Source organism: uncultured Lamprocystis sp. (assembly GCF_903933125.1).
Taxonomy (GTDB): Bacteria; Pseudomonadota; Gammaproteobacteria; order Chromatiales; family Chromatiaceae; genus Thiodictyon.
Map to the genome: position 1 here is coordinate 1 of NZ_CAIZIZ010000413.1, position 8082 is coordinate 8082.

General features: G+C 63.4%; 6 protein-coding genes. All 6 read right to left on the minus strand.

From position 1 onward, the window contains the following. Nucleotides 1-18: 18 nt before the first annotated feature. The 6 genes from QZY03_RS21985 to pglX all read right to left on the minus strand — a co-directional run bounded on the left by QZY03_RS21985 (nt 19) and on the right by pglX (nt 7942). Nucleotides 19-249, minus strand: coding sequence for a ribbon-helix-helix domain-containing protein (locus QZY03_RS21985; RefSeq protein ID WP_295584623.1), 231 nt, complete (start codon nt 247-249; stop codon nt 19-21). 150 nt (nt 250-399) lie between these two features. Next, a complete protein-coding gene (locus QZY03_RS21990; protein WP_295584624.1) occupies nt 400-4074 on the minus strand; it encodes a DUF6079 family protein in 3675 nt (1224 codons plus the stop codon). A gap of 16 nt (nt 4075-4090) precedes the next feature. Beyond that, nucleotides 4091-4300, minus strand: coding sequence for an addiction module protein (locus QZY03_RS21995; RefSeq protein WP_020506076.1), 210 nt, complete (start codon nt 4298-4300; stop codon nt 4091-4093). After that, on the minus strand, nt 4297-4431 hold the full coding sequence (locus QZY03_RS22000; protein ID WP_295584626.1) for a hypothetical protein: 135 nt from the start codon (nt 4429-4431) through the stop codon (nt 4297-4299). The genes QZY03_RS21995 and QZY03_RS22000 overlap by 4 nt, the downstream gene beginning before the upstream one ends. Next, nucleotides 4428-4745, minus strand: coding sequence for a hypothetical protein (locus QZY03_RS22005; RefSeq protein WP_295584627.1), 318 nt, complete (start codon nt 4743-4745; stop codon nt 4428-4430). The genes QZY03_RS22000 and QZY03_RS22005 overlap by 4 nt, the downstream gene beginning before the upstream one ends. A 152-nt stretch (nt 4746-4897) precedes the next feature. Next, nucleotides 4898-7942: a BREX-2 system adenine-specific DNA-methyltransferase PglX gene (pglX, locus tag QZY03_RS22010; RefSeq protein WP_295584628.1), complete on the minus strand. Its 3045-nt coding sequence runs from the start codon at nt 7940-7942 to the stop codon at nt 4898-4900. Nucleotides 7943-8082 lie beyond the last annotated feature (140 nt).

Below are 8082 nucleotides of genomic sequence, written 5' to 3' on the forward strand. Positions count from 1 at the left end.
CCAGCACCACGCGCATGACTAGCGTTTGGCCCAGGCCAGGGCTTCATCGACCATGGCGTCGATCGCGTGCTCACCAACCGTGGCGTTGGCGGCCTTCGCCTCTTCCGCGCTCAGCTCCAGGATATGCGCCTGCACCGCTTCCTCGATAAAGTGAGACAGATCGCCCTTACGCCCACCGCCGCGACTGGCGAGGAACATGCGCAGGGCTTGATCGGTTTCGTCGGAGACGGCTACGTTCCAGCGTGTCATCAGGGGGTTTGCTCGTAAATCGGTGTTTATGTACTTATACACCTGTCGCTCGGCTGGGGCAACACTCACCTCTTTCGGGAAAGAATCCCCCCAACCCCCCTTTCGTAAAGGGGGGTTTCACCCGAGACCCGAAGCTAGGCATCAGAATCGTCACCCATCCGTCTCCCCCAAGATCTGGTAACTGATGTCCAGGGTCACACCGTCGCGCAGCAGTGGCTCAATCTCCTTGAGCACACGGCGGGCCTCACCGACCTCCAGACCCTGGCGGCTGTCTTGCTTCAGCACCTTCTTACCCTTGGGTCTCAAGGGCGGCTTCGGTGGCGGATCGATCGGGGGAACGACCACCGGCGGGCGTTGGATCAGTCGTGTCGCGTCCGCCTGGGCCTGCTTGAGCGCATCGGCCAGGGAGGTGACCAGTTCGTCCGCCGCCAAGGCGTCTGCCACGGCACGCTTGATCCGCGCGCCCTCGCCATCGCCCCAGACGGTCTCCAACAAGGCCCAGTTGTTGTCCGCGATGGCGTGACTCACCCGCGTGGCCGCGACGATGCCGCGGGCAAGCGCCTGCAGGCTGGTGACCGGCTTGATGCCCGCCAGGGCGTCGACCAAGGCAGGCCCCTCCTGCGTCTGCAGAGCTTCCAGCAACTGTACGGCGAGGCTGGCATTGGCGAGTCGATGGCCGCTCGCCGACAGACCCAAGGCCCTGAGCTGGTCTGTCAGATCGGACAGCAGCGTCCGACAGGGCTCCACATAGGTAGCGACCGTGTCGCGCACTTCCTTCTGCAGCGCGTTCTGGTTGCTCGCCGTGCGTAGTGGACTGGTCGTCAGGCCAAAGACGGCGCCGGCATGATCCAAGGCCCGCTTCCACTGCTCCGGCTCCGCCAGGTCCTGCTTGATCAGCACCAGCTCGTCGCGGATGTCCTTCAAGGTGACATCGTCGTAGGGACCGCCGTGGAAGGTGAAGGCGTACTGTCCATGCTCGGCGAAGACCCGGACCAGCAAGTTCTGCACGACCATCGGCAAGCCCCGCGGGCGCGGCTGGTCCATCGCCTCGCGCAGCGCCCGCACCGTCACGTCCCCACCCGCCCCGCTCCCAGACCCGCTCCCAGACTGGGCCAGCGCGCGGCTCAGTTGCTGCGGCCAGTCCTCCTTAAAGATGAAGTGACGTTCGTGCATCTCGCCAAGCTTCAGTGGCTGGGCGATCTGGCGCATCAGCGGGCGGAGCGGGCCATCGACGTCGATGCGCCCGTGTGGTGCATGGATCGCGCGGCACAGCTCCGTGAACACCTTGCCCAGGTCCGCTGGGCGGACTTCGCCGTCGAATTCGGGGTGATCCGGGTACTGCGCGGTCAAGGCCTGCCCGAGCAATTGCTCGAAGGCCTTCGCCATGGTGGTGCCCTGCGGGGGCCTTGGGGTAAACCCCGGCTGTAGCGACATGAGCTGCGACTCCAGCAGATCGCTGTGGTCGAGCGAGCCAGGTAACGCCGCCGCCACCCCATAGGCGCCGATCAGCACGTCCTTCATCTGCTGACGCAACTGGCTGCGCTGATTGTCGAGCAAGGTCCGCGCGCTCACGCGATCTTGCGGGCTCAAATGACGGCTGTAGCGGTTGAAGCTGTCCTCGCTCTTGAGGATGGCTTCCAGTACGACCAGTTTGCCGAGATTCTTCTGCGCGCTCTGGCTCAGGAAATAGGGCAGCCAGCAGATCGTCCTCGCCTGCCCTCCCGCGGCCTCGAAGTCCCGGACACGCGCCTGATCGTCGGTCGGTGAGTAGTTCCCGGTGTCGAAGGGAAAGTCAATGATGACCTTCCATTGGTCGTCGCGGGACTCGAACAGGCTGTCGTCGGTCATCTCGCGGATGTTCTGGAACAGCACCTCCACGCGCCGACGCGTCCCGCGCCACAGCCACTCGTGCTCGACGAAGAGCTGATTGTCGTCGCGGATGCCGAAGGCGTCGAAGACCATCTCCTTGACCAGGCGCCGGCGGTTGCCGTCGTTGTCGTTGATGCGCGCCTTTTCGATGATGCTCTCGGTATCCACGCCCGAGAGCTGCACGCCGATGGTGGGATTGGGATCGTCGGAAATCTTGATCTCGCCCACCTGCCCCGCCCATTTGCGGCACTTCTGCAGCACCGTCCGGGCCTCCTGGCCGGGGATGGGCGAGCGGATGGTGCCGTGATTCAAGGCCGCGAGCTTGGTCGCGGTGAGGTGCTTGAAGCTCTCGACCTCGGGGACCAGCGCAGCCAGCACCAGGGTCTTCAGCAGGCGCAAATCATTGTTGAATGCCTGCCGTTTGGCATCGGTGGGCGGCAGCTCCTGGAGCACCGCAACGGTGATCTGGTGCTCCTGCTCCAGGACCGGGATCAGCTTGCGCTCGAACAACAGCTTGGCGTTGTCGAAATGCTGCCGCATCTGCTCGGAGAAGGGCTCGGCCTCGGAGGCGATGACGTCATAGAGGTCGCCGACCGGGATGAGGCTTCCCAGCGCCAGGGTCTCGCGCTGCTCTACCAGCAGCATCAGCATCACCTTGAGCGCCGTGCGCTCGCGCTGCAGTGCCGAGGAGAGCGCCACCAACGCCTGGACCAGGGCCGGGCTGAAGGGATAGAGCGCGCGGAACATCTCCCGGTCGCCTTTGCTGGTCAGCAGCAGGTTGAAGGCCTCCTCGCGCATCTTCTCGGTCTGCGCGAAGGACTCCTCGATCTGGGCCTGGGCGGACGCGTTCAGGGGTTGCAGCAGACGCCGCTGGGCGATCACCGGGAGGTTGCGATCCTCCAGCGTGATGGTGTGGAAGCGGCCCTCCCAGTATTTCAGCGAGTCACTCAGGATCTCCTGCTCGACGCCGCTGTATTGGTCGCCGACGAACTCACGCAAGTCGCGCTGACGGGCGATGAAGCTGATCAGCGGCAGCTCGCGCGGGATGCCGGTCTCCACCAGCTTGACGACCTTCTGGATCTCGCTGCTGATGAAGTTCCGGTCGGACAGGCGGCTGGCGAGCCAGAGGATCAGCTCGTCGAGAAAGAGCACGACCGCGTCGTAGCCGAGCGCCTTGGCGTGCCGGGTCATGACGCGCAGCCCTTCGTCGAACTCGAGATAGCCGCCGCTTTCAGTGTTGGCGAGATCGGCAAAGGACTTGAACAGGAACCCGACCAGATCGCCGACCAGGCGGACCCGGTCATCGTCGCCCCCCTGCCCGCTGACCACGGCATCAAAGCTCACCGCATCCCAGCCCGTGGCGGCGTCACCCCAACCATCGCGGCTCCCGCCGGTACCGCCCACGGCGTTCAGTGCGCCGAAGAACGTGGTGTCCCCCATGTGACCACGCATCGCCTGGGCATCGGCGAATAGGCGCTCGCTCATGTAAAAGCCGGGCACCGGGGCCTGCGGATGGCGCTTGCGGATGTAACGCGCATAGCCCCCGAGCACGCCGGACTCGATGCTCGCGGCGCCGATCATGTGATACGGCACCAGCAGGATGTTGCGGCTCTGCATCCAGTCGCTGTGCTTGGCGACCGCCGGTCCCAGCTCCGGGATGGCGCGCGCCTGGACATTGCCCTGCAGCAGCAGGTGCAGCACCGCCATGAAGTGCGATTTACCGGTGCCGAAACTGCCGTGCAGATAGGCGCCCTTGTTGCGATTCTGCTGGCTGACGGCAGTGCTCTTGATGAAGCTCAGGGCATCGTCGAAACAGCGGGCGAGCTGCGGGGTGACGACATAGTCCTTGAGCGTCTGCGCGACGGCGTCCGCTTCGAGGCCGCTAGCCAGGTTGAGCACGAAATCGCCGCGCTGGACGCGCTCGGGGATGTGGATCAAGTCCTTGATGAGTGTCATCGAATCTCTCGCATGCTTACTGTGGTCGCCTTGCTTTCAGCGCGTCGAGCGAAAGAAACACGGCCTCACCCGCGCCAATCTTGCGCTGCCGTTCTTTCAGGATCTCGCCGTGCCAATCAGGTGACTCCAGTTCGGTAGGTGCCTGGCAGAGCGAGTCCCAAAGTAGCTCCATCGTCTGGATCTTTTCCTCGACCGACATCTGATCGAGTTGCAGGTTGGGTTTCATCGTAAGAGATTCTCGAATGGCTTGGTGTTCTTCCATAGGTAGGTATGGAAATCGCGGCGGTCGGTACTCAGGATGCGCCCGTGACCCAAGGTTTCAGCCACCAACACCAGAGATGCATCGGCAATGATCATGCCTTGTCCGACCAGTCCAGATGCTCTTTATAACGCGCCGAGAAATCGGCTTCGGCCTCGAAACTGCCGATGAAGCCGATTTCCTGGGCCTTGCGTAAGGCATTCGCGCCAACCAATGGGGCTTGCGGTAACGCGGCATGGCGGTCTACCGATGACACCGTGACTTGTACCTCCTGATCGGCAAATTCCTTCAACGGCAGATGCAGGATGCCGTCGGCTGCAATTCGGGTGGTGATCTCGAGTCTTCGCACGTGATTGATCGCCTGTGGATGTGATTCAAAAAAACGATTGAACCTGGATTCTGCAGTTCGCACCACAAAGGCACAAAGATCACAAAGAAAGACAATGGGTTATTGTCATGATGCGCCTCTCCTGGCTGGTGATCCACCATTTCAACGCAACACATGGAAATCCTTTGTGTCCTTTGTGTCTTTGTGGTGCAACTGCTCTTTCTAGGTTAAATCGCTCAGCCGGTCCGCCTTCGCCCGCGCGCGGGCGCCGCCGGCTCCCAGTCCGACAGCGCGTCGCGGGACAGATCCAAGTGACGCAATTCTTCGAGCAGGAAGCCCTCGTAATAGTCGCCCAGACGCTCACCAAGCTCGGGGTCGAGTGCGTTGTGCCACTGCTTGAGCCAGGGGATCAGTTCGTCGAGCGCGACCAGCATGGGCATGAGCCGCTCGGCGTCCCAGCCGTCCTGTTCCTTGCGCTCCAGATACCAGGTGGCGATGGCCTGGGCGCGTTGCAGATGATCGAGCCCGGCCCAGCCGATGACCAGGGTGGAATCGCCGGAGCGCTCGCAGCCGGGCAGGCTGAAGAAGCGCTCTTTGGGCACGTCGAGCTTGCCGCGCAGGCCCCAGTAGCTCGGTTTGCGGAAGTCAGTGGCAGCGTACTTGGGCGGCAGCGGAATGTCGCCGATCTCCTGGGCCTTGAGCGCCCGTGCCTGCTCGGCGGTCAGGGACTGCGGGTCGGCCGGATCGAGCGCGACGCGGGCGTCGATGGCATCCTCGGCGCGCTGCTTGTCCCAGGTCTCCCGCCAGGCGTGGAACTTGGGCATGGCGCTGCGCTTATAGCGGGCGGCGGCCATCTGCGGCACCTGATCGCCCTCGACCAGCTCGCCGACCAGGGTGCGGGCATCGAAGGTATCGGAGCCGGTGTAGAGCGCGGCGACCTGCTGAAAGGCCGCATCATGTCGGGCGCGCTCGGCGAGCTGGGCGACGGTCAGCAGCTCGGGGGCGTGGCAGAGGGCTTCCAGATGGTCCAGCAACCAGTCGCGCAATGCACGGCGCAGCCGGCTCTCCCAAGGCTCGCGGTTCCAGCGGCGCTTGTATTCGGGCTGCTCGATCAGGTGAATCCAGGGGTTGTCGGCCATCGCCTGGAGCCGACGCTCGGTCAGTGCCCGGTAGTCCGCCGGCCAGTGAGCGGGGATCTCAGTGATGGGGGTGCTGTTGTGGCGGGCGAACCAGGTGGTCTGGGTCTCGCCGGCGGCCAGGTGACGGGCGAGCGCAATCTCGAAGGGGCGCTCGCCGAGGCGGATCTCGGGTGGGGTCGAACCGAGACAGAGGTCTTCGTCGCTCAAGCCGTAGAGACGGTAGTTGAGCCAGTCCAGTTCTTCCTGGAGGGCGATCATTTGGTGCCAGAGCGCGTCGGACTGGTGCTCGGCCTCGGCGAGTGCGGTTTTGGGGTTCTCCGGCGTGCGACTGAGTACGGCGGCGGGGTCGAGCGCGGTGATTTGCTGGGCCAGTTGGTCGAGCTGTTGAGCGCGGTCGCGCGCTACGTGCTTGGGGGCAGAGGGAACTGGAAACTCCTTCAGACCGGTGCCCGTGTGCTCATAAAACTGCTCCCACTCTTCGCTTGCCAGCCCACCACCTATTCCACCCCCGCCCTTGCTATGCAACACCTGCTTCATCCAGAAACAGGCGGTTGAGCTGTTGAGCAGACCCAGCAGCGCCAGATGATCGTCCTCGCTCGCCCCGGCGGGGAGCTTGATGACCGGCGCGGACTGTTTGAAGACCTTACCGCCCCGGTCGAGGACGAAATGATTGTGGGTGGCGACGAAGGCGAAGGTGATGGAGAGGGGGATTTTGTAGCGCTCTACGGGAATCTGACCGAACTCGTACCAAGGTTTCCCCGCCTCTCGGTAAGTTTGTCCGCAAAATACCTTGCGCGAATACAAATCTTCACGATAGGGCCACATGAACCGAAGCGCCGTTGCAAACTCCTGTGGCACCCGTGTCGTTAGGTCATTTCGATAAGGAAACAGTACGTCGAGAGGCGATGTATGCGCCCAATCTCGTACTTCCTCACCAATCCCAAAAGGTTTCCGCTCGCCCTGATCAACGCCGAACCGCGCGAGAACGGCGGAATCCTGAACGAAGACGTCGTCCTGCTTGGTGATACAAACGAATCCGATCGCTAAACTCACGTCATCAAGCGTTTTCTTGGACTCTTGATCAAGCACTTCTTGCAGCTCAACAGCACCACCGCCGCCAACGCTCCAAGGATGCCGCGCATACAGCCCCCGCTCCTGATCCACCACGCTGACAAACTCGCTCTCGCTCCCGGGCCGCTCCAGCAGATCCACGATCGACCGCCACACCAACCCCTGCGCCGCATCCTCCGGCGTGCTCGGCTCGCCGCGAATCCCGAGTACCGCGCGCAGCAGATCGCCCTGGGGCGTACGGTTGCGCCCGAAGAGGATCACCGTCGGCGTGCCGTGACCTGGGACGTAGGCGCCCGAGGTGTCGATGACATGGGTCAGATCCTTGCGCGGCAGATACTCCTCGATCAGCTTCTTACCGAACTCGCGCTTCATGAAGGAGTTGGCGGTGATCATGCCGACGAATCCGGCCGGGCGGTTGTCTTCGGCCGGTAGGGTCAAATCGAAGAAGCGTTCGGTAAAGGGCACGCCGAGCGAGTATTGGCGGTGACAGGTCAGGTACTTGTCCCGAATCGCCTGGTTGAGCGCCTTGTCCTTGACGGTGATATAGGGCGGATTGCCAACCACGACCTGATAGCGCTGCCCGAGGATACGTTCCAGCTTGTCCCGGTCCTCGACCTCGAAGACATGGGCGAGCGAGTCGTCCAGCAGGTCGCGCTGGTTGCCCTGTCCCTGCCATTCGTGCCGACGCCCGTGCAACAGCGAGTCGCCCACGGCGAGGTTGAAATGGAAGTCGGGCGCATCCTTGATCCGATCGCTGCCCGCCGCCTTCATGGCCGCGATCAGCAGCCGGAAACGGGCGATGGCGATCGCATAGGGGTTGATGTCGACCCCGTGGATGGCGTCGAGCGCCCGCTGAGCCAGGGCGCGGGCGTTGGTGGCCGGCTCGCGCTGCTGCCAGTCGGCGAACAGCCGCTCGAAGCCGGTCAGCAAGAAATGGCCCGAACCGCAGGTGGGGTCGATCAGCTTGAGCCCCGGCAGACCGAAAGCGCGCAAGGCCGGCTCCAGGGTGTAATCGAGGATGAAACGCTCGACGAACTCGGGGGTCTGGAGCAAGGCATAGCGCTTGCGCACAGCAGTTCCAAATTTGGGTGGCCGCCGCCAACAGCGTGTCGGCAGCGAGGCCAATGGTGGATGCGCTGCGCTTATCCACCCTACAGAACCGGCGCCGCTGTAGGGTGGATAAGGCGCGCCGCTCGGTGTCAGGGACCCGG

Bases quoted from the DNA above. Each gene is read 5' to 3' on its own strand.
- QZY03_RS21985 (WP_295584623.1), bottom strand. From the start codon at position 249: ATGACACGCTGGAACGTAGCCGTCTCCGACGAAACCGATCAAGCCCTG.
- QZY03_RS22000 (WP_295584626.1), bottom strand. From the start codon at position 4,431: ATGATCATTGCCGATGCATCTCTGGTGTTGGTGGCTGAAACCTTGGGT.
- QZY03_RS21990 (WP_295584624.1), bottom strand. From the start codon at position 4,074: ATGACACTCATCAAGGACTTGATCCACATCCCCGAGCGCGTCCAGCGC.
- QZY03_RS21995 (WP_020506076.1), bottom strand. From the start codon at position 4,300: ATGAAACCCAACCTGCAACTCGATCAGATGTCGGTCGAGGAAAAGATC.